Here is a 26,772-nt window from a genome sequence, read left to right on the forward strand (position 1 = left end):
GATAGCGTTAATAAAAGCCTATAACTAAACTGATGTAAACCATCATCATTAAGATAAGTACCAATAACTATGTCAATCACTATGCGCCGTTCCATAGCAATTACACACATTGGACTATGTACCCCAATAGGTCATACGCCTGAGTCAGTACTGGCAAATTTACTTGCTGGAAATACTGATGCGATGGTGATGAGAGATGACTTAATGTTTAATGCTGAAACGCGAGTTGGCGCCATCAATGATACTGACTTGTTGACCATTCCTGATGAGCTAGAGCAATTTAATTGTCGCAATAACCGCTTGTTGTATACAGCGGCTATGCAGCTAACACGCAGTATTGAACAAGCCAAAAACGTGTATGGTAAAGAAAGAGTTGGCGTGGTTTTAGGCACGAGTACTTCAGGTATTTCAAAAGGCGAAGCAGCGCTTGAGTATCATCAGCAACACGGTAAATTTCCACCAAGTTACCATTACGCTCAACAAGAACTTGGCAGCACCAGTGACTTTTTACGCAAGCTTTACGACTTAAATGGCCCTTGCTATACCGTTTCAACCGCTTGTTCTTCAAGTACCAAAGTGTTTGCCAGTGCACAGAGATTACTCAAGGCAAACATGTGTGATGTGGTTATCGTTGGTGGAGTCGATAGTTTATGTCAGTTAACGTTAAATGGGTTCAATGCGCTCGAATCAGTTTCTAAAGGTTTGTGCAATCCATTCAGCGAACATCGTGATGGCATTAACATTGGCGAAGGTGCTGCATTATTTATGTTACAGCTTACAGATGCTGAAGATACTCAAGCTCAATCAGCTCCTGAAGTGTTATTGGCAGGTATCGGCGAGTCATCTGATGCACACCATATTTCGGCGCCCCATCCGCAAGGTGTAGGTGCAATAGCCGCAATGGAAGCTGCACTTAATGATGCAGATATCAATGCAAGCAAAGTGTCATACGTTAATTTACATGGCACTGCGACCCCTAAGAATGATGCGATGGAATCAGTCGCCATGCATCATGTGTTTGCAGATAAAATAGCCAATACTATTTCTAACACTAGTACTCCAAATGCAATTCCTCAATGCAGCTCAACTAAGCCTTTAACGGGTCATTGTTTAGGTGCTGCAGGCGCTATTGAGGCTGCATTTTGTTATTTGTTATTAAGCTCATACAATCAAGATCAATTACTGCCCCCTCACATATGGGATAAGCAACAAGATCCAAACAATCCAGTATTACCTTTGGTGGGCTCAGCACAGTCAAACCCGCTTAATTATATTATGAGTAACTCATTTGCTTTTGGTGGCAGCAATGCCAGTATCATTTTCGCGAAAGCAGGAAACCAAGATGTCTGAACATATTGCAACTATGGCTTTACTAGCCAAGGATATTGCTGAGTTTGTGCCCCATAGAGCACCGATGATATTGATAGATAGAGTCATCAAACATCAGCAAGACAGTCTGATTACACAAGTTGAGATAACTGAACAAAGCGCTTATTTTAATGCAGCTATCAATGGCGTCCCCAATTACGTCGGCATCGAATATATGGCGCAAAGTATTGCCGCTTTAGCTGGTGTTGAAGCGCACCTTAGAAATGATAAAATTCGTGTTGGATTTTTACTGGGCACGCGTAAATTACTAATGCACCAGCCCCTTTATCAACTGGGTCATAAATATCAAATTAGCGTAGCAAGGTTATATCAAGAAGACTCTGGTTTAGCAGTTTTTGACTGCCAAATATTAGCAGATGAAACCGTTATAGCCTCAGCCAATGTGAACGTATTTCAGCCCCAAGATACCCAAGCATATATACAGGAAAGTTCGGTGTAGCCAATCATGTCAGTTCAACACAATATCAAGCTGATGCTGCACTTTATGGAGATTAAGAGGTATTTATAAAAGATGACAACAAATAAAAGAGCTTTAGTCACAGGTTCTAGCCGTGGTATTGGTAAAGCGATAGCACTAAAACTCGCATCCCAAGGTTTTGATATTGCAGTTCACTACCACAGCAATATTACCGCAGCCAAGCAAACCCAAGCTGAAATCCAAGCTCTTGGTGTCAGCGCCAGTTTAATTGCATTTGATGTTGCTGACAGACAAGCTGCTAAAGCGCATATTGAACAAGATATTGAACAACATGGCGCCTATTATGGCGTAATCTTAAACGCTGGGATCACCAAAGATACCGCTTTTCCTGCCATGACAGAAGAAGAATGGGACAGTGTTATTCACACCAATCTCGATGGGTTTTATAACGTCATTCAGCCCACCATTATGCCAATGATACAAGCCAGAAATGGTGGTCGTATTATTACTATGGCTTCAGTCTCAGGTATTGCGGGTAATCGCGGACAAGTGAATTACAGCGCCTCAAAAGCTGGACTAATTGGTGCAACCAAAGCGCTGTCTTTAGAGCTAGCCAAACGAAAAATTACTGTTAACTGTATTGCACCAGGCTTAATTGAAACCGATATGGTCAATGATTTCCCTAAAGATATGGTCAATCAAATCGTGCCAATGCGCCGTATGGGCAAAGTTAATGAAATCGCCGGACTGGCTAACTTTTTAATGTCCGATGACGCAGCTTATATTACTCGCCAAGTGATCTCTGTTAATGGAGGCATGATATGAGCCGCAGAGTTGTTATTACAGGCATTGGTGGAGTGTCCGCATTAGGTCATGACTGGCCAACGATCGCCAAGCGGTTACAACAAAAACATAATTGTGTCGTCACTATGGATGAGTGGGATAAGTACCCTTCTCTTAATACACGCCTTGCTGCACCGATTACTGATTTTGAACAACCAAAACATTATTCGCGCAAAAAAATCCGCTCAATGGGGCGAGTTTCAATCATGGCTACCCGCGCCAGCGAAGTGGCTTTAGAAGATGCAGGCCTGTTAGATGATCCTATCGTGTCATCGGGAGCAATGGGCATTGCCTACGGTTCCTCAACTGGTAGTACTGAACCCATTATTGGCTTTGGCGATATGCTAAAAAATGGTGATATGTCGGGTATCAATGCCACTAGTTATATTCGAATGATGGCCCATACGACTGCGGTTAATGTCGGGGTTTTCTTCGGTCTTAAAGGTCGCGTACACACCACTAGCAGCGCATGTACATCTGGCAGTCAGGCGATTGGCTATGCCTATGAAGCAATTAAATTTGGCCAGCAAACACTGATGCTTGCAGGCGGCGGTGAAGAGCTATGCCCAACAGAAGCGGTAGTATTTGATACCTTATTCGCAACCAGCACTAAAAATGAGCAGCCACACACCACACCAAGGCCTTTTGATAGTCAGCGCGATGGCTTAGTGATTGGCGAAGGCGCTTGCACTTTAGTGCTTGAAGAGCTCGAACATGCCAAGTCCCGCGGAGCAACTATCTATGCAGAACTTGTCGGTTTTGGCACTAACTCTGATGGTTTGCACATCACTCAACCGAATGCAGACACGATGGAAGTGGCCATTAGACAAGCACTGAGTAATGCTGATATTGATGCTAGCCAAATTGGCTATATCAATGCCCATGGCACAGCGACCGATCGCGGAGATATCGCTGAAACTAAGGCGACTTATGCCGTCTTTGGTGAACAAACACCTATTTCATCACTCAAGAGTTACACCGGCCATACTCTAGGTGCTTGTGGTGCTTTAGAAGCTTGGGTAAGTATTGAAATGATGAATGCCGGATGGTTTGCGCCTAGCCTTAACCTCGAAGAGGTCGACCCTGAATGCGCCCAACTTGATTATATTAAAGACGATATAAGACAGCTTAGTACCGATTATGTCATGAGTAATAATTTCGCCTTTGGCGGCATTAATACCTCATTGATCTTTAAACGTTGGCAGGCTTAAAACGGTGATTTCAAGGAAGGTAAATACCTTCCTTGGATTCAAAACTATATCGTTAAAGCACGTTTATTGAATTTAGAATACTTTGTTCATGACATGAATCTGACGTTAAACACCTAAAATCATTTCGAAAAACCATTTAGAAATAATCACTTCACCTGGCAATATTTTATGGGAACTCAAGAGCTTAATTAAAATCGTTAATATTTCATATAAATATTAGCACCTTACCTTCATCTTCCCGCTCAACTCCTCTCGATAAATAAACAACCTATCAATACAGACTATCTTTTTTTAACTTGCTTAAAATATCATATTAGAATAATCTTATTAAAATAAATCTAATGAACTTTATTCAATTAACTGATATAACTCGTGAATTATAACTAAACAGGTGGGCTAGTAATGCAAGATGTAAGTTTAGAAAAGATGGCTGAGACTGATACTAGCACTGCAATAAAGCTTTCAGGCAAACAAGAAACTAATATTTGCTGGCAACTAGTTAAGCAAGGTGCACCGCTAATAGATGTCAGAAATCCAGATGAATTTGCCTCTGGTCACTTACCTGAAGCGATTAATGTACCACTTACTGAATTAGATAATTGGTTATCTGCACATGATAAATTACAGCAGTTTGTTGTTTATTGTGGTGCTGGTATTAGAGCTCAAAAAGGCTGTGATATCTTTGAAGCAAAGGGGTTTAGCTGCGCAGTGAATGGCGGAGCAATGAAAGACTTGCTGTGTTGTGAGTCGTTGAGTGCTTGATAACTATTGAGCGCTAAATCTCTGTTGAACCTTAATAACTAAAATACAAGCCACTAAACGTTGCGCACAGTTTATCCGCGCAATGTAGTTGTACTTCAAGTTTTACTTTCGCTTTTCCGCCTGTTGTTAGAGGCATCAGCGAGGCTGTTTCTGGCCAAACAACACTGATGATAGGATCTTGATTGATCGGCGCATGGTAACGAATATGCGCATCGGCCAATACAATATTACCTTCAACACCTAGCAGCCGCTGTCGCAACCACATCATCCCCCAGCCCGTTAGGGTCATTAAGGTGTAAATACTGCCGGCAAACATGGTTTGATGAAGGTTGATATTAGGTGCCATGGGCGCGGTCACAGTGAAGTGTTGCCTATTAAAGGTCTGTGGTGAGATCTGCATAAACTGACTCACCGGAATGGTCTGATACCAAGTTTGCTTTAACTCAGTTAACCATCCCTCAAACTTTTGCAGATCTTGTGGCGACAAACATATATGAGTTTGAGTTGAGTCTGTATTCATCAGGAGTAAGTTATACCTGCAAGTTAAACGTGACAGGACCATCATTGAGCAATTCGACTTTCATGTCTGCACCAAATGAGCCCGTTTGTGTATTAACGCCTTGTTCGCGGCAAAACGCGACAAAAGCTTCATATAGCTCGTGAGCTTTATCTGGTGTTGCTGCACTCGAAAAGCTTGGACGTAAGCCTCGTCCCGTATCTGCAGCCAAGGTAAATTGAGATACGACTAATAGCTCACCATCTGCCTGCTGCAAATTTAGGTTCATTTTGCCGTTTTCATCATTAAAAATTCGGTAACCAATTACCTTCTTGGCAAGCTTACGCATTTTTTCAATGTCGTCATCTTTCTCGACACCTAACAAAACTAATAAGCCTTTATTGATGCTGCCAGTGACCTGCTTGCCTTCAACAGTATCAATAGTGACACTTGCATGTGCCACTCTTTGGATTAACCCAATCAATGTTATTTCCTATTGCTGTGTTCATCATATGGTTGATGAACACATTCTACAATATTACGCCCCTATTACGCCCCTGTGTCAGGCTTAATTACAGGAATTGGTTTAATCAGCTCTTCTGAGCCTTTAGGAAGTGATTTGCCTACTTGCTTCAAGCCTTCATCAGTCCACAGCATGAAACGACGCAACTCTTCTAACTCAATAGAATCAACAAAAGTAGCTGCACCTTGCACCTGAATCACGCCACCATTTTCACGAATAACAAATTTAGCAAAGTTAAGTTTTTGGTTTAGTGAACCAATCAATACCAAAAGTTCTTTACTGCCATGTAATTGCGGATGAACAGCGAACAAACGGTTTGTTAAAATTCTATCAACGCCTTGCTCGCTCATGCTTGGCTGTAACACAAACTGGTTATCACCAAATTGCACAGCGACGCTATTAGGGCTAAGTTTAGTGGCTAAATAGCTCGACTTTAATAAGGCGTTATAAAGCTCATCAGTCGCTTGCTGATCTGTCATGCCAGCCATGTTAATTGTTTTAGGCGCCGCGTTCGTTTCGCTGGTTTCTGATGAATTGTCGGTTGCAGCACAAGCTGTTAAACCTAATACACATGCTGCAATAATCAATTTTTTCATTTGCTATCCTTGTAGAGTACAGCTGCATAAACTCTTGGTTAGAGTGAAAACAACTTAGATTTTTTTATTTAACACTTACATAGCAATATACCGTGTAGAGACAATTTAAGCACAACTAAATTATTCATCTAAGACACTTTATTTTATCGCTATTCTCATCGCGCGCTCTGTTACTAAGTTTTATCTTTAACTATGTAGGTTTGATGTCACTCTCTACATTCGACTCGGCAAGCTGCTCAACCACCGTATTAGGTGTAATAGTCTGTTTATTTTTTTTAAGCGAAAAAATGCCTGAATCTAAATACTCAGGTAACGCAGCGGTAATTTCAGCTCCCAGCAGTACAATGACCCAAGATAAATACACCCAAACAAACAAAATAGGAATCGTCGCTAACGCACCATAAATCGCCTCATAGCTCGGAAACTGAGTAACATAAAAAGCAAAACCCTTTTTACCCGCTTCAAATAGTATTGCAGCCACTATCGCACCGATTAACGCATGCCAAAAATGGACTTTTTTATTCGGCACCACCATATAAAGCAGCAAAATTGAAGCCACAGAAAATAGCATAGGCAAACGTTCAACCAGCCAAGTCATTAATCCAGATATTTCCGACATTTCAAAGACTTTAAGTGAAACGACGTAAGACGTTGCCACTAAGCTGGCGCCAATTAATACCGGCCCTAATGTCAGCACCATCCAGTACATTGAAAATGACACCACATAGGAGCGTTTATCGGTTGTTCGCCAAATATTATTTAATGCTTTATCAATGGCTGAGATCAGCATCAACGCCACGACCACCAATGCCATGACACCTACAAAGGTGGCTTTAGAAGCATTATCGACAAACTCATTAATATAAATTTGCACGGTATCGCCCGACGCTGGCATGAAATTACTATAAATGAAGCTTTCGATTTTACCGCGGAGCCCCTCAAACCCAGGAAAAGCAGACAACATCGACATCATCACAGCCACCATCGGCACCAGTGATAATAAGGTCACATAAGCTAAATGACCTGCTTTGACATTTATTTGATCTTCCTGCAGCCTGCACTTTAGATGAACTAAAAATTGCCAAATACTGACTCTCATATTTTTGTAATACGCTACATCTATCTTATTTGTCACAATATTCTCTGATTATTTAATTTCAATTATGCGGTTATCTTCGTACAATGTTATAACACGATAGTTACACTCCTAGGGAGTAATTTAATGTCTCAACAAGGTTCGGCAGGCAATGTGATTGCTGCAATTGCCAGCGTATTTTTCCCAGGCTTAGGACAACTGGTTCAAGGCCGCATTATTGCTGCAATTCTATTTTTCTGTATTACAGCGGTGTGTTATTTCTTCTGGGTATTAATTATCCCAGCAATCATAGGTGCGGTGATCCATCTTTGGAGCATCATTGATGCGGCAACGTTCAAAGCCGAATAGCAACAATTAACGACAATAAGAGAGCACAAGATGAAGAAATGGATATCACTCACATTCCTCAGCGTAAGTTTACTACTTAGTGGTTGTCAAAGTGCCTATTACGGTGCGATGGAAAAAGTGGGCTATCACAAGCGTGACATCATGGTCGATCGCGTACAAGAAGCGAAAGAATCTCAAGAAGAAGCTCAAGAGCAATTCAGTTCAGCACTAGAAGAAATGCAAGCTTTGCTCGCGTTTGATGGTGGTGATTTAGAAGACGCTTACAACAAAGCTAAAGATGAATATGAATCAGCCCAGTCAGCAGCTGATGAAGTCGGTAACCGTATTGATAAAGTGGAAGACGTTGCCGAAGCTTTATTTGACGAATGGGAAACTGAAATTCAAGAAATCAGTAAAGCGAGCCTTCGCCGCAACAGCACCAATAAACTAAATGAAACCCAACGTTCATACAATTCATTAGTGAAAGGAATGCGCCGCGCTGAAGCGAAAATGCCACCGATTTTAACGGCAATGAAAGATAACATGCTGTACTTAAAACATAACCTTAATGCCCAAGCGATTGGTGCTATTAAAGGCGAGTTTAATAGCTTACAGTCTGACATCTCAAGCTTGATAACAGAAATGAATAAGTCGATTGCTGAATCAAATAAATTCATCGAAGCGATGGAGAAAGGTTAAGCCTTTTGCTCATTACTGACTTTCTAAATCATTACGCTAAAGGCGCAACCTAACCCGTTGCGCTTTTTTATACCAGCTATAACGCATTAACAGAATATGCTGGCGCTGCATAAATTATCTGCAAATCGCTTTAGCAATCAATCCATTTGATTTATATTTCAGTTTGGTGATGACAAGGTCGCTTTGATAGAGGAGTTTTTAATTTATTAAAAATGTAACTTGTCAGTTTTAAACGGTTCATTCAGCAATGCCGCCGTGAATATTTTCTTTTCAACTCGCTAACGTTAGCTTTATTACGGTGGATTCAATGAGCAGCTTAATGCATACCATGCGCTTTTTTATACTGCCTATCTTTATCACTTTTTTATCATTAGGCTTATTAGTACATTTTCAAAGTCATTGGATAGACTGGCAAGACACCCTACATTTTGCGCCTTATTGGCTACTCGCAGCTTCCTCATTAATCTGCTTACAGTTTAATCGCAGTAGATTATTTTATATTGGCTTATTACTGCTAATTTTTTACACATTACAAAATAATCGATTATTTCTCTCACCCATTATTCATCAATTTTTACCTCTATTTGGCACCTTAGTGATTTGCATGTTCTGTTTTATTAAAGACCGTGGAGTTCTGAGTGTGCATAGCTTCTTCCGTATAGGTGGGATCGTTATTTGCGGTATTATTGCTTATATTTGGGTCTATCTCACCATGAAGTACCCTGTTGCTATAAGCCAATTTCAGCAGAGCTTTGGCCTGAGCACCGAAGGCTCTCCTTTACACTTATTACCCATTTATCCGCTGGCAATCGTGTTATTTGCCAAACTCAGTTGGAACAGCAATTTAGCCCAAACTAGCTTAGGCATTTGCTTACTATTGTGGCTTTGCTATTTTTTAGTGCCAACCAACCTTCCCCTATCTATTTTATTTTGCTGTATTGCGGTGAGCTTCTTAGTCACAGTGTTATTTGACTCCTACTTTTTAGCCTATCGAGACGAGTTAACCGGCCTGCCTTCAAGACGTGCATTGTTCAATTTAAGTCTAGCTTTAGGCCGAAAATACACCGTAGCCATGGTCGATATCGACCACTTTAAGAGCTTCAACGACACTTATGGCCATGATGTAGGTGATGACGTATTAAAGCTGGTAGCAGTAAAGCTAGCTAAAGTCACTGGCGGTGGTAAGACATTCCGCTATGGCGGAGAAGAATTTACCATTGTGTTCCCACGTAAAGACATAGACCAAGTTTACTCACACCTTGATGATGTCAGACAAAGCATTGAAGATTATGACATTGTCCTTCGTGATGAGAGCCGTAAAACAAGTTCCAAGAAAAACCGCAGTAAAGCACCAGTGAAAAAGAAAACCGTTAATGTGACTGTCTCTATTGGCTGCGCTGAACATAAGTCAGACCAAAGCTTTGAACAAAGCATGAAACAAGCGGATAAAGCCTTATATCGCGCCAAAGATCGTGGCCGTAACCAAGTGAGGTTTTAATTAAGGCTTCAGAGTTAAAATTAAAGAATTAAGACTTAAGTTCTAAATAGGAATAAGAAGCTAAGTAAAAAACCAAATTATCCGCACATTAAACAGATAACAAAAAGCCCAAATCAGCTTAATTTGGGCTTTTTCGTTTACACATATGCCATGCTTAGATCATAAGCAAAGCGCTTTAAAAGGCTTAAGACTTATTCTGTTAGCTATCATAACTAGCCTAACTGCCCCGCTACCATTAACTCTCGGTTTTCAGGGATTTCATTGTAAGACAGCACATGTAACCCTCTGGCAAAGGCTAGTGCATAGCGTGCGAGAATTGGTCTTAATTGAGGCGCTACTAACAACATAGGGCTATGACCTTGCTCTTTCGCGTCAGCTAAAATCTGCGGCATGCCTTGTTGCAGTTGAGCCAGTAATGTTGGGTCAACTGGGAAGCTATCTAAAGCCACTTGCCCTTGCTGCTGCGACTGAGTAAGCGCGTTCATCAATGTTTGCTCAAGCTCAGGCGCAAGAGTTAACACATTAAGCTTAGGTTCGGCCCCCGCGATGCTGTGAACAATGTTGTTTCGAAGGGCACAACGTACATCAGCAGCTAACAACACTGGGTCTTTACTGTTTTCGCTGCAATCCAATAACGTCGTAGCGATAGTCCGGATATCTTTAAGCGACACCTGCTCTTTAAGCAATAAGCGATACACCTTTAACTGCACAATCGGCGTTAGCGCATTATTTAATGCTTCAGCCAGTTTAGGCGACTGCTTAGCTAAGCGGTCGCTTAATGCTAGAACATCATCATGCTGCAACATATCAGGTAAGTTTTCGCGAATGAGTTTACTCACATGCGTAGCTATCACAGTGGCGTTATCAACCACTGAATAACCTAAATTAAGCGCTCGGGCTTTTAAGTCCTGCTCAATCCAAATAGCATCCATGTTATACGCAGGTTCTTTAGTAATAATGCCATCAATATCCCCAAAAACAGGACCACTTTGAATTGCCATTAACTTTTCAGATTGCAGCTCTGCTATCACCGCTGGATTACCCATCATATTAATTTGATAAGCATTGGGTGCTAATGACAGGTTATCTCTCACCCGCACTTCTGCTAATAAAAATCCTGCTTGTTCTGACAAGGTGCGGCGAATACCTGTTAGACGTTTTTGCAACTCAGCACCTTTAGTGCGCTCAACCAAATGCACTAATTGATAGCCTAATCTAACTTCAATTAAGTCAGTATAAGGCAGCGCATCCCAACTGGGCGGTGACGGTTCAGCGGTATTGCTTTCTAGCTTTTGCTCAAGCTTGGTTTCCACCACCTCGGGCTTATTCTGGCTCTGTTTCCACGATGCAAATGCAAGTATCGCTGCAAACGAAATAAAGACCATCGCAGGCATACCTGGCACCACACCGAGTATCAGCATCACTATAGAGGCGGTCGCTAAGGTTTTTGGATTAGCAAGCAGCTGTTTTTGTAGTTGCTCTGGCATTTCTTCAGCATCAGAAACACGAGTAACAATGATTGCAGCTGCTGTTGCCAGTAATAACGACGGGATTTGCGCAACCAGACCATCACCAATAGCCAAGAGTACAAAAGTTTTAAAAGCATCAGATGCGCCCATATCGTGCATGAACACACCAATGGAAATACCGCCGATGATGTTAATCATCAGAATCAAAATACCAGCAATGGCGTCACCACGAACAAACTTAGAAGCACCATCCATCGAGCCATAAAAGTCCGCTTCTCGCGCTACTTCTTGGCGACGAATTCGTGCCTGCTCTTGAGTAAGAACTCCAGCATTTAAGTCGGCATCAATGGCCATTTGTTTGCCTGGTAAGGCATCTAGTGTAAAACGAGCTGATACTTCTGAAATACGCTCGCCACCTTTGGTGATCACCACAAAATTAATGATCATTAAGATTAAAAAGATGACTGCACCGACAACATAATTACCGCCAATAACCACTTCACCAAAGGCTTGAATTACCTTACCTGCAGAATCCCCACCATTATGACCCTCGATCAATACCACACGAGTAGAGGCCACGTTCAGGGTTAAACGCATTAAAGTGGCGATGAGCAAAATTGTCGGGAACACCGAAAACTCTAGCGGCCTACGAATAGACACACTGACCAGTAACACCATCACAGCTAAGACAATGTTGAAGGTGAAAAGAATATCCAGTAACCAAGGTGGCAAAGGTAAAATCACCATTGCCAAAATGGCTAATAACATTATCGGAATACCGATATAGCTCCGATTGCCAGTAAATACTTGCGCAAACCAATTCATGGCTTAATGCTTCCTTTAATCATGTCGTAAATGTGGAGGAATATAAAAATGCGGTAACGGTTCAGGCTTATCCTGAGAGCCCGTTCTTGCTGCTTTAATTTGCAGCACGTAACTTAATACATGTGCAATGGCGACAAATAATGCCGCCGGAATTTGTTGTTCAATTTTGGTGGAATAATATATTGCACGAGCAAGCGCTGGGATTTCGATAATCTCAACATCATGTCGCTGGGCAACTTCACGCATATATAAGGCCAGCTCATCTACACCTTTAGAAATGACATAAGGTGCATCTGCCTTACCGGCATCATAACGAAGTGCAACGGAATAATGAGTTGGGTTAACCAGTAATACATCCGCTTGAGGCACCGCATTATCAGCGCGAGATCGACTGATTTTTTGCTGCATCTGGCGAATTTTAGCTTTTATTTCTGGCTTACCATCTTGCTGTTTATGCTCATCTTTAACTTCTTGATGAGACATTTTTAACTCTTTGTGATGATGCCAATACTGATAAGGCACGTCGATAAAAGTAATGATCAATAAGCCCACACCGAGGTAGAACATACCAGCGGAAATCGTATCAATGCTATATCGCACCGCTTCATCAACAGGCAACTGACTGCTGGCCATAATGCCCTGCATATTACTTTTTAAGAAATACAGCATAATGCCAATCAACAAGGTAATTTTAAGTATCGACTTAACGAGTTCAACTAAGGATTTTATCGATACCATTCGCCCTAAACCTGCTATAGGGTCAATACGGCTATATTTAAAAAATGCATTTTTAATACTAAAAAGTGGCCCACCAGGCATAGCCCCTGCAATCATCGCAATCGCGCCCACTAAGATGAATAAAGGCCCAAGAATATGCAGAATACCCATTACAGCTGCGCCCATATGCATCTCTAGCATTTTGGGTTCATCGAGTTGCTCTCTAGTGATATTCATATTAAAGCGAGTGATTTCAGCCATTTCACTGGCAATCCAATCGGCACTACTAGTTAGCATAACCGCGCAGCCAATAATCAACGCTGATGCAGCTAAATCTTTTGAACGGGGAACTTGCCCTTGCTCGCGGGCTTTTTTTAACTTCTGCGGAGTTGCGTCTTCTGTTTTGCTTTGACCAGTATCTTTATTACTCATGCATTACCCCCCGATAAACTGATGCATAGCAGACAAGGCATCGAGGCAAATATCACTATAGCGGCTTGCTAAACCACTAAATGAAAAGAACACGCAAAACAGCCCCATTAACATCGACATGGGGAAACCAAGAGCAAAGACGTTCAATGATGGCGCAGACTTGCTGAGAACACCAAAGGTCAGGTTAACCATCAGCATGGCTACAATAGCAGGCAAAGCCAGCATAAATGCAGCAGCAAATAACCAGCCGACTCGCTCAACAAGTCCCATTAACGGCAATTCGAATACACCCCTACCAATTGGCCATAAATAGAAACTATCAACAATCACCCCAATAGCCACTAAGTGGCCATCTAAAGCTAAAAATAATAGTGTGCCGTATAGCAAGAACCACTGACCTAATATTGGATTAGAGTTGCCATTAGCAGGGTCGTTCATGATCGCCATGGCTAGACCCATTTGCATCGACATCATCGCGCCCATTTTTGTCATCACACTAATAAGCAATAATAAAAACAGTGCCAACATAAAGCCCACTAGTAATTGTTCAATAGCGAGCAGTAATGCACCAAATGATAAAGCATCAACTGCTGGCACTGGCGGCAATAATGGAGCCACTAGAGCGCTAAGCAATACTGCAAATAAGATTCGAATCTTCGCAGGAATATAATTACTGCTTAAAAAAGGCATCACAATAAATGCCCCCATAAAACGACAAAACGGCCACCAAAAGGTACCGATAAATGAACTGATTTGAATTGATGTTAGCGACAGCATGTTATGGCTGAACTTAGCGCTAAGGCTGAATCATTTGTTGATAAACTCGCATTCATTAACAGTAACCTAGCCAATCACATGGGGAATGCTAAAGAACAGGCGCTCGAACAAATCACTGATTTTCATCAGTAACCATTCTCCTGCAAACAGCACCATCAATAATGTCAGCACTAAACGAGGTAAGAAACTCAAGGTTTGCTCGTTGACTTGGGTAGCAGCCTGAAATACTGCAACACATAAACCCACCAGTAAGCCCGGTACAACAAGTACCGCAACCATCATCACCACTAAAAATATGGCTTCAGCAAAGAATGACGTTAACTCATTCACATCCATTAGATTGCTCCTGCAGGAAAACGAGCTTTACATGTTTGATCAATGACGCGTAACTGGCGTTCATCATTTGAATACTCTGACTGAACACAGCTAACCAAAACTCGCTGTTAAGGTGCCAACGGTCATCGCCCACCCATCAACGAGTACAAAAACCATTAATTTAAAGGGTAAGGAGATAATCAGAGGTGACAACATCATCATCCCCATCGACATCAACACACTCGCAACCACCAAATCAATCACTAGAAAGGGGATATAAAGTAAAAAACCGATTTGAAAAGCCGTTTTTAGCTCACTTAGTACAAACGCAGGCATCAACACAAAAAATGGAATTTCATCAGCAGTTAAAGTGACTGGCTCATTAGCAATTTTTAACATCTGCTCTAAATCGGTCTCACGAGTTTGCGCCAGCATAAACTGCCTGATTGGCACTTCTGCACGGACAATCAATTCTGTTAATTCAATTTCACCTTGGTCATATGGTAAGAAAGCATCGTCGTAAATGACCTCACCTACTGGGCGCATGATAAATACCGACAGCACTAATGCGATACCAATAAGCACTTTATTAGGCGGGCTTTGCTGTAGACCTAAAGCCTGCCTTAAAATCGCTAATACGATAATGATCCGAGTAAAACTGGTCATCATCATCAACATCGCTGGAATGAAACTTAGCATGGTCATCATGGCTAAGATTTCTAACTTGACGTTGACGGTCTGGGACTGGTCGCCATCCGCTAATGTGAATAACGTTAAGCCATCATTAGCATAAACATTGGGAGCTAAAAATAGGCACAACAATAGCAGGATGACACGAACCATATTAGTCGTTCGCTCCAGTTAAACTGATAGCTTCTACTTCTAGCAATCTCACGCCGTAACGGCCATTCACTTCAACCACTTCACCGCGACCGAGTAAGGCACCGTTAACACGAATATCCAATGGCTCACCTACCATACGATCAAGCGCAACAACATCCCCTTCACCCATTTGGGTTAGCTCACCCAATGACATTTCAGTGCTGGCTAACTCAAGCGTCACTTGCACTGGCAGTTGATGAAAAAACGACATATCTTTTAATGTTTTTGCTTTTGGTGCTGGTTGAGACTCTACCAAGGTATCTTCTAACAATAAGTCGTCATCAAGTAAGAAATCATCATCTTGTAAAAGTATATTTTCAGGCATGGGTAGTGTCCTCTGAGCGAAACGCTTCCTGGGTAAGTTTGGCAACCATTTGTCCATCATCATTATGAACAGTGGCGTAAAATAATGGTCTGCGACCGATAGTAACGGGGCAACGAGAATGTAAATTCATCGGTAAAATATCGCCCACTTTCAATCCTTCAAGAGACGTTACGGGCACCAATTGATGACCGAGTTCTAATGTCGCTTTAATCGGGATTTGTCTTAATCGTTGGCTCAATTTAGCGCTTAGATCTGTCGCAGCTTGAAATTCACTTGGCTGCTCAGCCATAAGCCCGAGAGCAAACTCCGTCATACATAACATCATTGGCGGCCCAACATGTTCTGCAGGAAAACTTAAAGTCCATGCCAGTGGCACTTCCATAGGAGTGGTATTCACCACCAATTCGAGATCTAAGCCATCCTCATCCAATTCGGTTACAGGCAACACATCTAATGCTGAACGCATTAGCCGTTTCACTAGACGAAATTCAGACAAACTTGGCGCTCGCAGTGGTGACTGCAGTGGACTTGAGAAACTACCGTAATAGCCACTAGCTAGCTGATCTAAAGTGCATTTATCAATTCGCCACCATGCTAATGGCGTACGTCTATAGCTCATTAAAAACCAAGCATGACTCAAGTTAGGTGTGACAGGGCTAAGCTCAGTAGATAGCTCAACTCTTGATAACGCATGATGACCTTGACCGATAATTGGGCCGAGTAAGTCATTAATATTATCTAGCAACGAGCGATGACACCGCTCTAATTGAAGAACAAGGCGACTACGGGCTAATTTTTCTTGTACTAGCGCGACAGTTCTGACTTTCTGAAGTTGCTGTTTTTTTATTAAACTTGCTTTGGCTGTGGTTTTCATTTTAATTTAAAACTCACTTCAACATAAATACATTTATTAATGAATAATTAATACTGGTAATAATTTGTATCGCTCTACTTAACCTTACAAAGAAGCTAATCGAACTAAAACCAATCAAACTCATCAATTAAAAACTAAATCGACATTATTTTGACCAAATAATGAATTTTGACATACTGCAAAAATTAATAAGGTGTAAAACAATTAATGATGGCGACAGTACATTCAAAAAACAAAACAACAAAATAACAAAATAAATTAATACAAGCTTAATTAAATAATAAAATCTTTATACAAGGCGACCTAATCAAACAAAAACTAAAACATTATTTAAAAATAAGTTAGCAAGTAATTTTTAGTAATTTAAATCAGATATTTAAACATTAAACATCTACTCTTCTTTTTAAGATATCTCAGCAAAACCAGTATTTCGGCAAGATACTACATCATTTATTAAATCAATAACAACGCCAATATCATTAATAGTTCACAAAGTTTGTTCTATTTATAACTTTTACAAAAAATTCATTTGAATAGTTTTTTATTTAGTGTTTAATACTGCAAAACTTTATTAAGCCATTCAAATAGAAATTAATATAGGATATTGATAGTTGAAAAAATTAATACCAATTACAATTATATTTCTTATTTTTTCATTACATTCCCATGCCGAAACCATAGAGAATATTTATAAGACACCTATGGAAAAATCTTCTTGGGAATTCTCAGGCAATATCTTTCAGTGTGATATTAGCCATGACGTTGAAGGGTTCGGGAAATTTAAACTCACAGCAACTCCAGGTGAAGAGTTAATCATAAGTTTGCAAGCCGATTGGTTAAAACTTCAGAACCAATCCAGTGAGATAGTGATTGAAAGCTCTACTTGGCAACAGCAGCGCAATAAGCCTTTCGCAATGTCTGAATTAAACTGGCAAGGTCACTTTGCTCACACGAGTCGCAACAGTGCTGCATTTTTAGAAGCGCTTGAACAAGGGCTCACGTGGCAAGTTAATATTGACCCAAACAGCAACGTCAAATATCAGGTGAAATCTACCCCTGTAGCGACCCGTGGGGTCGTGAAACAATTTCGTTTATGCAAACAAGATTTATTGCCAAAGCCCTTTTCCTATGTACGTCGCGTTGACTTACATTTTCACAGTAACTCTAGTCGTTTAGAAAATCATTTCGAACCTGACCTTGTGGCAATTGCGCGCTACATTGAAGCCGATGCCAATATCACAGAAGTGTTGATAGATGGACATGCTGATGCAACTGGCGAACGCTTGGTCAATTTACAGCTGAGTAAAGAACGTGCTTTCGAGATCCAATCAAGATTAGTTGAGCTAGGCGTGCCGGCAAACATGATTCAAGTCAGAAACCATGGTTCACGAAATCCTATTGCCAGTAATAACAACGCTCAAGGTCGTGAATTAAATCGTCGCGTAATGGTGAGATTAGTGAAAGGCAATACGCTCGCTGCAGTTCAGCCATATAAGGCAGTTAGATGAAGCAGCAATATTCAATTCAATTAGTTGATACCCAGATATCTGAAGCGGGTGCCACATTGCTGTTAAAACATGGGTTTCAACTTTGGAATACACCGCAAACTCAGCCTTGGCTTAATTTGGTTAACTTATCAGATTGTGAGCCTGAACAAGTCGCTCAACGATTAGCCATGTATCCAAGCAATAATCAAATTGCCTTGCTAGATCCTGAACAAACTGAACTCGCTGGGATTGCCATGCAGTCAGGTGTGCAAGATTATTTATTATTACCTATTGATAATCTGCAGCTTATTTCTTTACTGAATCGCCTCAAAACCTTAGATAAAACAGATTCTGAGATTATTGCTTCATCTGCGGTGAGTCGCCAATTATTGATGCTAGCTCAACGCGCTGCAGTCACTAATGCCACCGTATTGCTAACTGGCGAGAGTGGTACAGGTAAAGAGCCGCTAGCTCGATATATTCATCGTCACTCGAGCCGCGCTGATGCACCGTTTATTTCAATCAATTGCGCCGCAATCCCAGAAAGCATTTTAGAGTCGATTTTGTTTGGCCATGTTAAAGGCGCTTTTACTGGTGCAGTCAACGATCAACCAGGCAAATTCGAACAAGCTAACGGCGGCACCCTATTACTCGATGAAATAGGCGAAATGCCAATACTACTGCAAGCAAAATTACTACGCGTACTACAAGAGAGAGAAGTGGAACGTTTAGGTAGCCATAAATCTATTTCTTTAGATATTCGCGTGATTGCGTCAACCAATAAAGATTTGCGACTGGCGGTAGATAACGGAGAGTTTAGACAAGATCTATTCTATCGCCTTGATGTGTTGCCATTAAAAATCACCCCATTACGCCAGCGCCGCGAAGATATATTGCCCATTGCTGAACATTTCTTAGCGATTTACCACAATAACAACACCGAGCAGACCTGTTATTTCAGCGATCAAGCGCGAAACTTACTACTGAGCCATGATTGGAGCGGTAATGTCAGAGAATTAGAAAACACGATTCAACGTGCTTTAGTCATGCGCCGCGGCCAAGCAATACAAGTTGCCGAGCTTGGTATTGAACAAGCACAATCGCCCCAATTAGCTACCCAAGAATCGGGACTTAAAGGCTCAAAACGTCAAGCTGAGTTCCAATATATTCTCGATACCTTAAAGCGCTTTAACGGCCAACGAAATCTCACCGCAGATTCCTTAGGCATGACGACCCGAGCGCTGCGCTACAAGCTGGCTCAAATGCGAGAACAAGGCATTGATATTGAACTTGCTCTTGGAAAAGTGGCTTAAATAACCCTCTTACTCTTAGTATCTTAGAAATAGATAGGAAAATAGATGTCTAATGCAACTATGGTGAATACACCTATGGTGAACGTTCAATCTATGATGGATCAGATGAATGTGCATTCAGAAATGGCCAAGGGGGCTATCAAAGTCGCTGCAAACCCGCGGGACTTTGGCACACAAACACCCTCTTTTACAGAATTAATGGAACAAAAAGTCGCAGCCGTAAACACCGACCAAAATACATCCTCCGCATTAATGCGCGCCGTAGATAGTGGCGAAAGTGATGATCTAGTTGGCGCTATGGTTGCTTCTCAAAAAGCCAGCTTATCTTTTTCAACCATGATCCAAATTCGTAACCGCTTAGTGCAAGCCTTTGATGAAGTGATGAAAATGCCTATTTAAATGTAGAGTCTTAACGAGCTCAAAAACGATAAATCCCTATAGATAAATAAGCATCTCAGCCCAAGGATATTAGAAACAATGCCTACAACTCTTACTCAACCAAACCAACCCGTTACTGATGTTGGTGAGAAAGCATCGCCATTTAAGACGATAAAAGAGAAATGGACTAGCTTTAACCAAGGTGACAAACAAGTCGCTGTATTAGCTATTTTTGCCATTGTAGTGGCTTGTGTCATCGTATTAATGCTATGGACAGCCAGTCAAGGTTATCGCCCGCTATATGGCAGCCAAGAAAAAGTTGAGACGGCGCAAATTATTGAAGTGCTTGAAACTGAAGGAATTAGCTATCGCCTTGATACCAATTCTGGTTTAGTACTCGTACCTGAAGATAGATTGGGTAAAGCAAGAATGATCTTGGCAGCTCGTGGCGTTAAAGCTCAAATGCCTATGGGGATGGAGTCGCTTGGGGACTCAGGCATAGGCACGAGCCAATTTATGGAGCAAGCTAAATATCGCTATAGTTTAGAGGGCGAGTTATCTCGCACTATTATGGCTTTACGCGCAGTGAGAACAGCGCGAGTACATCTTGCTATCCCTAAAAAGACCTTATTTATTCGTCAGCAACCTGAGTTGCCTTCAGCTTCAGTCATGCTAGACCTTTATGCGGGCAGCAATATTCAATCTGAACAAGTGGAATCGATTGTAAATTTAGTGGCAGGTAGCGTCACAGGCATGACAGCTGAGCAAGTGCAAGTCGTTGACCAGCAAGGTAATCATTTAAGTTCAGCATTAACGCTCAACAATGACATCACCCAAGCCCGTGACCGTCAGCTTAAATATACTCACGAGCTTGAACAAAACTTAATCAACCGCGCATCTAGCATGTTAATGCCTATTTTGGGTCAAGAAAATTTCCAAGTACAAGTTGCAGCCCAAGTTAACTTTAACCAAGTTGAAGAAACAAACGAGTCTTTAGATCCACAATCTGTGATGCGTACTGAGCAGCAAAGCTCTAATGAAGTTAACGGTGATATGGCCATGGGTATTCCTGGTGCGTTAGCTAACCAGCCGCCAGCCCCTGCTGTTGAAGGTGAAGACAATAACCAACGTCGTAATTTAACCCAGCAAACCAATCGTAATTTCGACGTTGGTCGCACCGTCACCCATACTCGTTTCCAGCAAATGCAGTTAGAGAATATTTCGGTTTCTGTACTGCTTAACAACCAAGCCGCTGGCGAAAATGGCTGGACTCAAGCACAACTAGACTCGATGAGTTCTATGGTGCAAGACGCTATTGGCTTTGCGGCAGTTCGTGGCGATCAATTCAGTATCAATAGCTTTGACTTTGCTCCAGTAAGAATCGCTGAATTCCAGCCAATGCCTTGGTGGCAAACTGAAGGGTATGAATCTTATCTTCGCTACTTTATCGGACTATTGCTCGGTATCGGATTAATCTTCTTTGTCTTGCGTCCGCTAGTACGTCACTTAACCAAGACCGTTGATTTAAGTGCGCTTAAAGACGTGGAAGAAGAAAAAGAAAATTACCAATATCAAGAAACCAGTAACGCGAAATTGGCCAGCAGCAGTGATGACGCTCAATCCCTTGCAGATGAACTGATGGGTCTAGGTCAACCGCAAGCAGATGATGACTTAATGAGTATTGGGTTACCTGAAACCAGCTCTCCACTGAAAGTGAAAATGGAACACCTTAGCGTGCTAGCAGAAAAAGAACCGGCACGCGTTGCTGAAGTCATCGCTCACTGGATCAGCGATAAAGACGCTAAACAACAGTAATTGCTGAACAGGAATAAATACAATGATGAATGAACTTGATATCAACTTAGATAACCTAGATCAAGCTGCCATGATCCTGCTCAGTATGGGTGAAAAAGGCGCTGCACAGGTGATGGCACATTTAGACCGCAATGATGTGCAGCATCTCAGTCATAAGATGGCAAGGCTATCGAGCATTACCCAAAACGAAGCTGACTTTGTTATTGGACGCTTTTTTAAACGCTACCAAGAGCAATCAGGTATCGCCAGAGCTTCGCGTTCATACTTACAAAAAACGTTAGATTTAGCCTTAGGCGATCGCGTGGCTAAAAGTTTAATCGACAATATTTATGGCGATGAAATTAAAACACTAGTTAAACGCTTAGAATGGGTAGATCCAAAACTACTAGCGCGAGAAATCACTAATGAGCACAGCCAATTACAAGCTGTTTTATTAGGCTTATTGCCACCAGAAAGTGCCGCGCAGGTATTATCTGGATTACCAGAAGCAGGCCAAGATGAATTATTGGTACGTATTGCGCAACTGGGCGAATTAGAACGTGGCGTGGTTGAAGAATTACGTCATTTAGTTGAACGCTGCATGCTGATTGCAATGGAAAAAAGCCATACCCAAGTGTCGGGAGTTCGCCAAGTGGCAGATATCTTAAATCGCTTCGAAGGTAACCGTGAGCAGTTAATGGAAATGATTAAACTCCATGATAAAAAGCTCGCAGGCGAAGTCGCTGACAACATGTTCGACTTTATTATTTTGGGTCGCCAAAAAGCTGAAACCTTACAAGAAATCATGGCACTCGTTCCGGCTGATACCTTAGCGTTAGCGCTAAAAGGCATTGAGCCAGAGCTGAAAAAGACCTTACTGCGTGCACTGCCAAAACGTATGTCTTCCGCCATTGAAACCCAAATTGAAGCCATCGGCACAGTACCATTAAGCCAAGCAACAGCAGCCCGTAAAGACATTATGGAGCTCGCTAAGCAAATGATGGATGAAGGTCAAATTGAACTGCAATTGTTCGAAGAACAGGTTGTTGAATAATGAGCCAATTTTTGAGCGACCAACAGAGTGCCCTTATGAACAAGACTCGCAGCTCCGATATTCGATTTCGCCTCAATGGAGAGCGTATTCGCCGTCACCAATTTAGTCCACTACACGCCAATGAAGCAGATCCAGCACAAGGTGAACCTTCGTGGCAAGATTATCAACAAGCCTTCGATAAAGGCTACGATGAAGGTGTTGTAAAAGGTCATGAAGCAGGCTTAGTGTCTGGCCATGAAGAAGGTCAACAATCTGGTTACGCAGCAGGGTTTAACCAAGGCCGAATTGAAGGCCAACAAAAAGGCAAAGATGCCATTGATGAGCAGCTAAATCAGCTTATCGCACCACTGTCTGCAGTCAAATCCTTGCTGGAAGAAGGTCACAGCCATCAAATCATGCAACAACAAGAGCTGATTGTAGATTTAGTCCGCCGCGTATCAATTCAAGTGATTCGCTGCGAACTCACCCTACAACCACAGCAAATTCTTGCACTAGTAGAAGAGACATTAGCCGCTATTCCTGACGATCCAACCGAAGTAAAAATTCACTTAGAGCCAACGGCTGTGAATAAACTCAAAGAACTGGCAGCAGATAAAATTCAGCACTGGACATTAGTGCCTGATAGCAGCATCAGCGCTGGCGGTTGCCGTATTGTGAGTGAAAAATCAGATGCCGATGCCTCAATGGAAACCCGTTTGAATGCCTGTTTAGACCAAGTCGAAAACCATTTAAAGCGCGCAGATATCGAACAAAAACTAGCACAAAACGCTGAAGTTAACATTGACGAAAATGACGTGCTGGCGAATGAGACAGCCCATGGCTGATGCTGGATTAATAGCTAATACGTCACCGGCTAGCGCCCAAATTATTGACTGGCCAACAGTGCCAGTGGCGCAGGTTTACGGCAAGCTAACTCGGGTTAACGGTCTATTACTTGAAGCTGTTGGTTGTCAGTTAGGTACAGGCGATCGCTGTCATATTGAGTGCCGCGATGGTCGCCTCGTTGAAGCTGAAGTTGTTGGCTTTTACAAAGATACCGTGTGCTTAATGCCTATTGAGCAAACCTCAGGTTTAATGCCAGGGGCACGCGTCATGCCCATCGCTGAGCGCTGCCAAATTCCAGTTGGCAACGGATTATTGGGTCGAGTATTAAACGGCTTAGGCCAGCCATTAGATGACTTAGGGCCGCTGACTCAAGTTCAACAAATCCCTATGCTGTCAATGAGCACTAACCCACTCAAGCGCAAGCCGATTAGTGAACCACTGGATGTGGGGATCAGAGCCATCAACGCCCTGCTGCCAGTCGGACGCGGCCAACGCTTGGGCTTATTCGCAGGCTCAGGTGTAGGTAAAAGTGTTTTGCTAGGCATGATGACCCGCTTTACTGAAGCCGACATTGTCATCGTTGGCTTAATCGGTGAGCGTGGCCGTGAAGTACGCGAATTTATCGAACAATCTTTAGGTGAAGAAGGTCGGCAGCGTTCAGTGGTGATTGCCGCCCCCGCCGACACCACACCATTAATGCGCATGCGCGCAATGCGCTTATGTCATCACATTGCTTGCGCCTACCGCGACCAAGGTAAACGCGTACTGTTACTGGTTGACTCGCTCACTCGTTACGCCCAAGCGCAACGTGAAATCGCCCTGAGTTTAGGTGAACCACCCGCTACTAAAGGTTATCCGCCTTCAGCATTTGCTCAGCTGCCAAGTTTGGTTGAAATGGCAGGTAACGGCCAACACCCTATAGGCACATTAACCGCATTTTATACGGTATTAACCGAAGGCGATGATCAACAAGATCCCATTGCTGACGCCGCGAGAGCCATCCTTGATGGCCACATAGTATTAGACAGAAAATTGGCTGAACAAGGCCACTATCCTGCCATTGATATCGGCGCATCAGTGAGCCGACTCGCCGCGCAAGTGGCAAGCCCTGACAGCTTATCCCATGGGCAAGTGTTCAGGCATTTAAACAGCAAATATCAGCAGGTCAAAGAGCTACTGCCATTAGGTGGTTACCAACCAGGCCAAGACAAAGAGTTAGATATTGCCGTACAAGCGTACCCACAAATGGCCGCTTTTTTACAGCAAGCGACCCATAGTCAGGCAGACCATCAACATAGCATCAGCCAATTACAACAATTGATCGAAGGCTTAGGTTATCAAGCGCCAATAAGCTCAAACTAGAGCTAGAACTTGGGCTAGAGCTAAGCCTTAGCTAATGATTAACTGACTATCGTTTAGAGAATTAACATGAAACAGCTTTTACAGTTATGCCAGCAAGAAGAAAAAAAACTGCATAAGCTGAGTCAGCAAAAAAATGCCAGCCAACAGCGCCTGCTTGAGATAGGTCACCAGCAACAACAACTTTCCAGTATGGTGAGTCAGTATCATGCTTATCCACAGCAATGTGCGAATCCATTGTTAATGCAAAATAGTGTGCAGATGATTAATGCGATTAAGCCACTGCAAAAGAAGCTCACACGGCAAAAGATTTTATTGGAACAAGAACACCAAAGAGTGGATAAAATTTGGCGTAGCCAGTTAGGACGCCAACAAGGGATTAATTGGTTCTATCAAGATCGCCTGAAACAACGACAAGCCCATATGGATAAGCAAGAGCAAAAGCAATTGGATGATTTGGCCTGTCGGTATCAGCTTAAGTAAACATACTTAAATGATGTTTTTTATTGCCAAACTTCGTTTGGATTAGATCAAAGTCGTGGCGCTTCATCCAATTTTAGTATTCGTGATTTCTTCCCGTATTTCCAAACTCCGTTTGGATTAAGGTCAACGTCGTGGCGCTTCGCCCACACCAGACGAAAGGGAAACAACAGCATTTCCCTTTTCGATATCCCTTGCCGCCCCTACGAAATTGCTCTGAAAAGCGAGCAAGCCTCATGCTTATTCGAAAATAGCTAACGCTTTAGAAAGGCCATCCATGGCCAACTAAAGCTAGCCTGACGTCCTGTCAGGCTTACGCTATTTTCTTCAACACATTTCAGCAATTTCTATGGGGATCTGTTGCACAGGCAGGTTCATTTATTTTAGTTAAAACCAGCATAGAGTTTTTTTAGGTTATGAATGTTCGATTTGAATTGAGGCAAGCAAGAAAATTGCGTGAGTCTAGCCATGGATGGCTAGCTAGCTTTCAAGGGGAAGGGACGCCCCATCGTAAGCGTTAGTGATTTTGTAGCTTGCCGAAGCAGTCTACAAGCAAAGTTAAACGCTATGAATAACTCCATTGGAAGTTTCGCTTTTTAAACTTCGTTGGAGCGGGAGGGTGTTCCAAGAGGGAGTTGCCGTTCACTCCCTTTTGGTCGGGTGTGGGTGAAGCGCCACGACTTTGATTTTTGATAAATGTAATATTAGCTTTTTTGTAAGAAAAAAGGTTAGTCTTTACCTAGCATGCCCATAGTCATTTTGACTTTCTGGCTGCTTGTTCAACAAAGAGTTAATCACTTCTTGCTGGCTCACCAACAACTTGCCATTTTCTTCATTAAACTGTTGGCTTTCTTTGACCAATTTCACTAAGTTGCGCCACAACAAAAGTACCTGTTGCTGGCTTGCTTGTGGCAGTCTAGCAATCAGGTCTTCCATGCCTTTACTGTTACCAGAAAAACCCAACGCGACCAGCGTGACTGAACGCTTTTTCGCCCGTTCCATGAGTAATTCGCACAATTTAGTTTGCTCATCATTATGCAAAGCCAACCCTGCATTATCACGACGTTTCATTAAGTCTCGCTGACGCACTAATAATGCGTGTAGCTGCTTGTAACCATCGATATCTAAACGAACACCGCGCAATAAGCCTTGCACTTGTTCACGCTTAGAAACTTGTTCTGGTCTGATGGTTTTTTTTACTGACATATTTGATTCATTAGCCATGATTTTGCTTCATCGCCTCTGCAATTTTTATCACATCTAAACTGAATGTGCCTGTTTGCAACGCTTGGCGTAATTCAGCCACCTTTTCAGCATTAAAGTCACTGATATTTGCCAGTTCAGGTTGTGTTTTTTCTATGAGTTTCCAATCATCGCTGACGGTGCTTTGCACAGGCATTTTACGTGGCTTAATTTCTGCCACTTCTGGTTGTTGCGAAGTATTAGATTTGCTCTTCGTCGTCCCCATGTCCGCAGTGACTGGACTCGATATTTTGTTGATATCCATAATGGTTCACCATGTATGTCGTCGATATCTATATATAGGCGGCAGAAGTCACAAAAAACTAAAATAAAATCATCAGAAAAACCATGGGTTCACCAGAGCCA

Annotated in this window: 29 protein-coding genes; 16 read left to right on the plus strand and 13 right to left on the minus strand. The window is 42.3% G+C overall.

Translation table 11 applies throughout. The annotated features are described in order from the left end of the window. Nucleotides 1–81 precede the first annotated feature (81 nt). The 5 genes from QPX86_RS19015 (at nucleotide 82) to QPX86_RS19035 (ending at nucleotide 4,623) form a co-directional block, all read left to right on the plus strand. Nucleotides 82–1,350 carry a beta-ketoacyl-[acyl-carrier-protein] synthase family protein gene (locus tag QPX86_RS19015; protein ID WP_285163588.1) on the plus strand — a complete coding sequence of 423 codons (1,269 nt, stop codon included), beginning with the start codon at nucleotides 82–84 and terminating at the stop codon, nucleotides 1,348–1,350. Continuing rightward, a complete protein-coding gene (locus QPX86_RS19020; protein WP_220753682.1) occupies nucleotides 1,343–1,828 on the plus strand; it encodes a hotdog family protein in 486 nt (161 codons plus the stop codon). Before QPX86_RS19015 ends, QPX86_RS19020 begins: the two co-directional genes overlap by 8 nt. Nucleotides 1,829–1,900: 72 nt before the next feature. Continuing rightward, nucleotides 1,901–2,632, plus strand: a complete 732-nt coding sequence (locus QPX86_RS19025) for a 3-ketoacyl-ACP reductase FabG2 (RefSeq protein ID WP_220753683.1) — start codon at nucleotides 1,901–1,903, stop codon at nucleotides 2,630–2,632. Then, entirely contained in the window at nucleotides 2,629–3,861 is a 1,233-nt protein-coding gene (locus QPX86_RS19030) for a beta-ketoacyl-ACP synthase (protein WP_220753684.1), read from the plus strand. Before QPX86_RS19025 ends, QPX86_RS19030 begins: the two co-directional genes overlap by 4 nt. A gap of 402 nt (nucleotides 3,862–4,263) precedes the next feature. Beyond that, nucleotides 4,264–4,623, plus strand: a complete 360-nt coding sequence (locus QPX86_RS19035) for a rhodanese-like domain-containing protein (RefSeq protein ID WP_374758491.1) — start codon at nucleotides 4,264–4,266, stop codon at nucleotides 4,621–4,623. Between the two features lie 31 nt (nucleotides 4,624–4,654). On the opposite strand, the gene QPX86_RS19040 is transcribed toward QPX86_RS19035, so the two are convergent. From QPX86_RS19040 to QPX86_RS19055, 4 genes are all read right to left on the minus strand, one after another. Beyond that, nucleotides 4,655–5,143 (minus strand): thioesterase domain-containing protein, encoded by a 489-nt coding sequence (locus QPX86_RS19040; RefSeq protein WP_285163591.1) that lies wholly within the window; start codon nucleotides 5,141–5,143, stop codon nucleotides 4,655–4,657. A gap of 10 nt (nucleotides 5,144–5,153) precedes the next feature. Continuing rightward, nucleotides 5,154–5,603, minus strand: coding sequence for a D-aminoacyl-tRNA deacylase (dtd, locus tag QPX86_RS19045; protein ID WP_220753686.1), 450 nt, complete (start codon nucleotides 5,601–5,603; stop codon nucleotides 5,154–5,156). A gap of 65 nt (nucleotides 5,604–5,668) precedes the next feature. After that, nucleotides 5,669–6,238, minus strand: a complete 570-nt coding sequence (locus tag QPX86_RS19050) for a hypothetical protein (RefSeq protein ID WP_220753687.1) — start codon at nucleotides 6,236–6,238, stop codon at nucleotides 5,669–5,671. A gap of 190 nt (nucleotides 6,239–6,428) precedes the next feature. Then, nucleotides 6,429–7,373, minus strand: a complete 945-nt coding sequence (locus QPX86_RS19055; RefSeq protein WP_285163593.1) for a virulence factor BrkB family protein — start codon at nucleotides 7,371–7,373, stop codon at nucleotides 6,429–6,431. A gap of 87 nt (nucleotides 7,374–7,460) precedes the next feature. On the opposite strand from QPX86_RS19055, the gene QPX86_RS19060 reads away from it, so the two are divergent. The 3 genes from QPX86_RS19060 to QPX86_RS19070 all read left to right on the plus strand — a co-directional run bounded on the left by QPX86_RS19060 (nucleotide 7,461) and on the right by QPX86_RS19070 (nucleotide 9,858). Next, nucleotides 7,461–7,682, plus strand: coding sequence for a hypothetical protein (locus tag QPX86_RS19060; protein ID WP_220753689.1), 222 nt, complete (start codon nucleotides 7,461–7,463; stop codon nucleotides 7,680–7,682). Between the two features lie 30 nt (nucleotides 7,683–7,712). Next, a complete protein-coding gene (locus tag QPX86_RS19065) occupies nucleotides 7,713–8,360 on the plus strand; it encodes a DUF2959 domain-containing protein (protein WP_285163596.1) in 648 nt (215 codons plus the stop codon). A gap of 307 nt (nucleotides 8,361–8,667) precedes the next feature. Then, a complete protein-coding gene (locus tag QPX86_RS19070) occupies nucleotides 8,668–9,858 on the plus strand; it encodes a GGDEF domain-containing protein (protein ID WP_285163597.1) in 1,191 nt (396 codons plus the stop codon). Nucleotides 9,859–10,070: 212 nt separating this feature from the next. On the opposite strand, the gene flhA is transcribed toward QPX86_RS19070, so the two are convergent. The 7 genes from flhA to QPX86_RS19105 all read right to left on the minus strand — a co-directional run bounded on the left by flhA (nucleotide 10,071) and on the right by QPX86_RS19105 (nucleotide 16,474). Next, nucleotides 10,071–12,152 carry a flagellar biosynthesis protein FlhA gene (gene flhA, locus QPX86_RS19075; RefSeq protein ID WP_285163599.1) on the minus strand — a complete coding sequence of 694 codons (2,082 nt, stop codon included), beginning with the start codon at nucleotides 12,150–12,152 and terminating at the stop codon, nucleotides 10,071–10,073. Between the two features lie 15 nt (nucleotides 12,153–12,167). Continuing rightward, the gene (gene flhB / locus QPX86_RS19080; protein WP_220753693.1) at nucleotides 12,168–13,301 is read right to left on the minus strand and encodes a flagellar biosynthesis protein FlhB; all 1,134 of its coding nucleotides are present in this window, start codon (nucleotides 13,299–13,301) and stop codon (nucleotides 12,168–12,170) included. 3 nt (nucleotides 13,302–13,304) lie between these two features. Continuing rightward, entirely contained in the window at nucleotides 13,305–14,078 is a 774-nt protein-coding gene (fliR, locus tag QPX86_RS19085; protein ID WP_220753694.1) for a flagellar biosynthetic protein FliR, read from the minus strand. Nucleotides 14,079–14,144: 66 nt separating this feature from the next. Continuing rightward, nucleotides 14,145–14,414 (minus strand): flagellar biosynthetic protein FliQ, encoded by a 270-nt coding sequence (locus QPX86_RS19090; RefSeq protein ID WP_220753695.1) that lies wholly within the window; start codon nucleotides 14,412–14,414, stop codon nucleotides 14,145–14,147. 90 nt (nucleotides 14,415–14,504) lie between these two features. Continuing rightward, nucleotides 14,505–15,236 carry a flagellar type III secretion system pore protein FliP gene (gene fliP / locus QPX86_RS19095; RefSeq protein WP_220753696.1) on the minus strand — a complete coding sequence of 244 codons (732 nt, stop codon included), beginning with the start codon at nucleotides 15,234–15,236 and terminating at the stop codon, nucleotides 14,505–14,507. 1 nt (nucleotide 15,237) lies between these two features. Continuing rightward, the gene (fliN, locus tag QPX86_RS19100; protein ID WP_220753697.1) at nucleotides 15,238–15,600 is read right to left on the minus strand and encodes a flagellar motor switch protein FliN; all 363 of its coding nucleotides are present in this window, start codon (nucleotides 15,598–15,600) and stop codon (nucleotides 15,238–15,240) included. Next, nucleotides 15,593–16,474: a FliM/FliN family flagellar motor switch protein gene (locus tag QPX86_RS19105; RefSeq protein ID WP_285163601.1), complete on the minus strand. Its 882-nt coding sequence runs from the start codon at nucleotides 16,472–16,474 to the stop codon at nucleotides 15,593–15,595. The genes fliN and QPX86_RS19105 overlap by 8 nt, the downstream gene beginning before the upstream one ends. Nucleotides 16,475–17,175: 701 nt before the next feature. Between QPX86_RS19105 and QPX86_RS19110 the strand changes: the two genes are divergently transcribed. The 8 genes from QPX86_RS19110 (at nucleotide 17,176) to QPX86_RS19145 (ending at nucleotide 25,167) form a co-directional block, all read left to right on the plus strand. Continuing rightward, the gene (locus tag QPX86_RS19110) at nucleotides 17,176–17,982 is read left to right on the plus strand and encodes a MotY family protein (protein ID WP_220753699.1); all 807 of its coding nucleotides are present in this window, start codon (nucleotides 17,176–17,178) and stop codon (nucleotides 17,980–17,982) included. Next, nucleotides 17,979–19,274: a sigma-54 interaction domain-containing protein gene (locus tag QPX86_RS19115; protein WP_220753700.1), complete on the plus strand. Its 1,296-nt coding sequence runs from the start codon at nucleotides 17,979–17,981 to the stop codon at nucleotides 19,272–19,274. The genes QPX86_RS19110 and QPX86_RS19115 overlap by 4 nt, the downstream gene beginning before the upstream one ends. A gap of 60 nt (nucleotides 19,275–19,334) precedes the next feature. Beyond that, nucleotides 19,335–19,673: a flagellar hook-basal body complex protein FliE gene (gene fliE, locus QPX86_RS19120; RefSeq protein ID WP_374758492.1), complete on the plus strand. Its 339-nt coding sequence runs from the start codon at nucleotides 19,335–19,337 to the stop codon at nucleotides 19,671–19,673. 78 nt (nucleotides 19,674–19,751) lie between these two features. After that, nucleotides 19,752–21,467 (plus strand): flagellar basal-body MS-ring/collar protein FliF, encoded by a 1,716-nt coding sequence (fliF, locus tag QPX86_RS19125; protein WP_220753702.1) that lies wholly within the window; start codon nucleotides 19,752–19,754, stop codon nucleotides 21,465–21,467. Nucleotides 21,468–21,489: 22 nt separating this feature from the next. Then, nucleotides 21,490–22,500: a flagellar motor switch protein FliG gene (locus tag QPX86_RS19130; protein ID WP_220753703.1), complete on the plus strand. Its 1,011-nt coding sequence runs from the start codon at nucleotides 21,490–21,492 to the stop codon at nucleotides 22,498–22,500. 35 nt (nucleotides 22,501–22,535) lie between these two features. Continuing rightward, nucleotides 22,536–23,324 (plus strand): flagellar assembly protein FliH, encoded by a 789-nt coding sequence (gene fliH / locus QPX86_RS19135; protein ID WP_220753704.1) that lies wholly within the window; start codon nucleotides 22,536–22,538, stop codon nucleotides 23,322–23,324. Further along, entirely contained in the window at nucleotides 23,317–24,687 is a 1,371-nt protein-coding gene (fliI, locus tag QPX86_RS19140; RefSeq protein ID WP_285163603.1) for a flagellar protein export ATPase FliI, read from the plus strand. The genes fliH and fliI overlap by 8 nt, the downstream gene beginning before the upstream one ends. 66 nt (nucleotides 24,688–24,753) lie before the next feature. Continuing rightward, nucleotides 24,754–25,167 carry a flagellar FliJ family protein gene (locus QPX86_RS19145; RefSeq protein ID WP_220753705.1) on the plus strand — a complete coding sequence of 138 codons (414 nt, stop codon included), beginning with the start codon at nucleotides 24,754–24,756 and terminating at the stop codon, nucleotides 25,165–25,167. A gap of 732 nt (nucleotides 25,168–25,899) precedes the next feature. On the opposite strand, the gene flgN is transcribed toward QPX86_RS19145, so the two are convergent. Next, on the minus strand, nucleotides 25,900–26,370 hold the full coding sequence (gene flgN / locus QPX86_RS19150) for a flagellar export chaperone FlgN (protein ID WP_285163604.1): 471 nt from the start codon (nucleotides 26,368–26,370) through the stop codon (nucleotides 25,900–25,902). 10 nt (nucleotides 26,371–26,380) lie between these two features. Then, entirely contained in the window at nucleotides 26,381–26,671 is a 291-nt protein-coding gene (gene flgM, locus QPX86_RS19155) for a flagellar biosynthesis anti-sigma factor FlgM (protein WP_220753328.1), read from the minus strand. Nucleotides 26,672–26,772 lie beyond the last annotated feature (101 nt).

The sequence above is a fragment of the Shewanella goraebulensis genome (assembly GCF_030252245.1).
GTDB classification, from domain to species: Bacteria; Pseudomonadota; Gammaproteobacteria; order Enterobacterales; family Shewanellaceae; genus Shewanella; species Shewanella goraebulensis.

Excerpts from the sequence above, each read along its gene's own strand:
- QPX86_RS19015 (WP_285163588.1), top strand. The coding sequence starts at position 82 with ATGCGCCGTTCCATAGCAATTACACACATTGGACTATGTACCCCAATA.
- QPX86_RS19020 (WP_220753682.1), top strand. The coding sequence starts at position 1,343 with ATGTCTGAACATATTGCAACTATGGCTTTACTAGCCAAGGATATTGCT.
- QPX86_RS19025 (WP_220753683.1), top strand. The coding sequence starts at position 1,901 with ATGACAACAAATAAAAGAGCTTTAGTCACAGGTTCTAGCCGTGGTATT.
- QPX86_RS19030 (WP_220753684.1), top strand. The coding sequence starts at position 2,629 with ATGAGCCGCAGAGTTGTTATTACAGGCATTGGTGGAGTGTCCGCATTA.
- QPX86_RS19035 (WP_374758491.1), top strand. The coding sequence starts at position 4,264 with ATGCAAGATGTAAGTTTAGAAAAGATGGCTGAGACTGATACTAGCACT.
- QPX86_RS19040 (WP_285163591.1), bottom strand. The coding sequence starts at position 5,143 with ATGAATACAGACTCAACTCAAACTCATATATGTTTGTCGCCACAAGAT.
- QPX86_RS19050 (WP_220753687.1), bottom strand. The coding sequence starts at position 6,238 with ATGAAAAAATTGATTATTGCAGCATGTGTATTAGGTTTAACAGCTTGT.
- QPX86_RS19060 (WP_220753689.1), top strand. The coding sequence starts at position 7,461 with ATGTCTCAACAAGGTTCGGCAGGCAATGTGATTGCTGCAATTGCCAGC.
- QPX86_RS19065 (WP_285163596.1), top strand. The coding sequence starts at position 7,713 with ATGAAGAAATGGATATCACTCACATTCCTCAGCGTAAGTTTACTACTT.
- QPX86_RS19070 (WP_285163597.1), top strand. The coding sequence starts at position 8,668 with ATGAGCAGCTTAATGCATACCATGCGCTTTTTTATACTGCCTATCTTT.
- flhA (WP_285163599.1), bottom strand. The coding sequence starts at position 12,152 with ATGAATTGGTTTGCGCAAGTATTTACTGGCAATCGGAGCTATATCGGT.
- flhB (WP_220753693.1), bottom strand. The coding sequence starts at position 13,301 with ATGAGTAATAAAGATACTGGTCAAAGCAAAACAGAAGACGCAACTCCG.
- fliR (WP_220753694.1), bottom strand. The coding sequence starts at position 14,078 with ATGCTGTCGCTAACATCAATTCAAATCAGTTCATTTATCGGTACCTTT.
- QPX86_RS19090 (WP_220753695.1), bottom strand. The coding sequence starts at position 14,414 with ATGGATGTGAATGAGTTAACGTCATTCTTTGCTGAAGCCATATTTTTA.
- fliP (WP_220753696.1), bottom strand. The coding sequence starts at position 15,236 with ATGGTTCGTGTCATCCTGCTATTGTTGTGCCTATTTTTAGCTCCCAAT.
- fliN (WP_220753697.1), bottom strand. The coding sequence starts at position 15,600 with ATGCCTGAAAATATACTTTTACAAGATGATGATTTCTTACTTGATGAC.
- QPX86_RS19105 (WP_285163601.1), bottom strand. The coding sequence starts at position 16,474 with ATGAAAACCACAGCCAAAGCAAGTTTAATAAAAAAACAGCAACTTCAG.
- QPX86_RS19110 (WP_220753699.1), top strand. The coding sequence starts at position 17,176 with ATGGAAAAATCTTCTTGGGAATTCTCAGGCAATATCTTTCAGTGTGAT.
- QPX86_RS19115 (WP_220753700.1), top strand. The coding sequence starts at position 17,979 with ATGAAGCAGCAATATTCAATTCAATTAGTTGATACCCAGATATCTGAA.
- fliE (WP_374758492.1), top strand. The coding sequence starts at position 19,335 with ATGGTGAATACACCTATGGTGAACGTTCAATCTATGATGGATCAGATG.
- fliF (WP_220753702.1), top strand. The coding sequence starts at position 19,752 with ATGCCTACAACTCTTACTCAACCAAACCAACCCGTTACTGATGTTGGT.
- QPX86_RS19130 (WP_220753703.1), top strand. The coding sequence starts at position 21,490 with ATGATGAATGAACTTGATATCAACTTAGATAACCTAGATCAAGCTGCC.
- fliH (WP_220753704.1), top strand. The coding sequence starts at position 22,536 with ATGAACAAGACTCGCAGCTCCGATATTCGATTTCGCCTCAATGGAGAG.
- fliI (WP_285163603.1), top strand. The coding sequence starts at position 23,317 with ATGGCTGATGCTGGATTAATAGCTAATACGTCACCGGCTAGCGCCCAA.
- QPX86_RS19145 (WP_220753705.1), top strand. The coding sequence starts at position 24,754 with ATGAAACAGCTTTTACAGTTATGCCAGCAAGAAGAAAAAAAACTGCAT.
- flgN (WP_285163604.1), bottom strand. The coding sequence starts at position 26,370 with ATGTCAGTAAAAAAAACCATCAGACCAGAACAAGTTTCTAAGCGTGAA.
- flgM (WP_220753328.1), bottom strand. The coding sequence starts at position 26,671 with ATGGATATCAACAAAATATCGAGTCCAGTCACTGCGGACATGGGGACG.